The organism is Psychrobacter sp. 1Y10 (assembly GCF_052259005.1).
GTDB classification, from domain to species: Bacteria; Pseudomonadota; Gammaproteobacteria; order Pseudomonadales; family Moraxellaceae; genus Psychrobacter; species Psychrobacter saeujeotis.
Map to the genome: position 1 here is coordinate 1 of NZ_JBQQES010000030.1, position 561 is coordinate 561.

General features: G+C 72.7%; 1 protein-coding gene. It reads right to left on the reverse strand.

Going from position 1 to position 561, the window contains the following annotated elements; translation table 11 throughout:
- Window positions 1-561, reverse strand: a 561-nt coding sequence (locus ACTXGH_RS13790) for a signal recognition particle receptor subunit alpha (RefSeq protein WP_443561802.1), incomplete at both ends; no start/stop codon positions are given.

Here is a 561-nt window from a genome sequence, read left to right on the forward strand (position 1 = left end):
CCTCGTGGGGCCGGGTCGCGGCCTTCCCCTCGGCCGCCCCGACCACCAGGGCCTCGTCGACCGTGGTGCGGCCAGCGGTGTCGAGCATCACCACGTCGAAGCCGCCGAGCCGGGCCGCCTCCATGGCGCGCTTGGCGATCTGCACCGCCGACTGGCCGGCCACGATCGGCAGGCTCTCGACGCCGACCTGCTTGGCCAGCACCGCCAGCTGCTCCATGGCGGCCGGGCGGCGGGTGTCGAGGGAGGCGAGCAGCACCCGTCGCTTCTCGCGCTCCGACAGGCGCCGGGCGATCTTGGCGGTGGTGGTGGTCTTGCCCGAGCCCTGGAGGCCGACCATCAGGATCGGCACCGGTGCCGGGGCGTTCAGGTCGATCACCTCGGCATCGGTGCCGAGCATCGCCACCAGCTCGTCGTTGACGATCTTGACGACCATCTGGCCGGGGGTGACCGACTTGAGCACGACGGCGCCGACCGCCTTCTCCTTCACCCGGTCGGTGAAGCCGCGCACGACCTCCAGGGCGACGTCGGCTTCCAGCAGGGCGCGGCGGACCTCGCGCATCG